Origin of the sequence: Caballeronia terrestris, assembly GCF_001544515.1 — a bacterium.
GTDB lineage: Bacteria > Pseudomonadota > Gammaproteobacteria > Burkholderiales > Burkholderiaceae > Caballeronia > Caballeronia terrestris.
On record NZ_FCOL02000583.1, the window covers coordinates 1 to 678 of the forward strand.

The window sequence follows — 678 nt, forward strand, 5'->3', positions numbered from 1 at the left end:
CGCCGAGCGCACGTCGTCGAACAGACCGGCCGCTACGCCGCCCAGAATCGCGGCTCCCAGAAGCACCGGCTCGTCCGCCTGCGTGGCGAGCACCGGCTTTCCCGTTGTATCCGCGAGCAGCTGCCGAACGAGGTCGAGCCGTCCAGCGCCGCCACTGATCACAACCCGATCGATCGGCGCGCCGGCCACGGCCTGCACTTCGATGATCTGGCGAAGGCCGTACCCGATACTGCAGATGCCCGCAACGTAGAGCGCGACGAGGCTCGTCATATCGCTATCCATCCCGAGGCCCGCGATGACCGCTCGCGCGTGAGGGTCGGCGTGCGGGGCGCGGTTTCCCAGGAACTCCGGGACGACATGCAAGCCACGAGCCGCCATCACCGCCCCCGAGAGGCCGTCAGCAGTTTCGGCAGCGAGACTCGCCAGCATGACCGGCACGGATTGACCTGCTTGCTCGGCGAGGCGTCGGGCCTCGGGCGCTGCCGGGTGCATCGAGATCAACTGTTCGATGGCCGCGCCCGCGACCGATTGGCCTCCCTCGTTGAGCCATGCGTCGGGCACCATCGCCGAAAAATAAGGCCCCCAGACGCCCGGCACGAAGACCGGACTCCGGGTCGTGGTCATCGTGCACGACGAGGTGCCGAAGACGTAGGCGAGGCAGGATTCGGGCTCGCCCTC

1 protein-coding gene is annotated in these 678 nt (G+C 68.3%); it reads right to left on the minus strand.

Annotation, left to right across the window (positions count from 1 at the left end; genetic code table 11):
* A partial coding sequence (locus tag AWB67_RS39070) for an FGGY-family carbohydrate kinase (protein ID WP_159965183.1) occupies positions 1-678 on the minus strand: 678 nt, incomplete at both ends.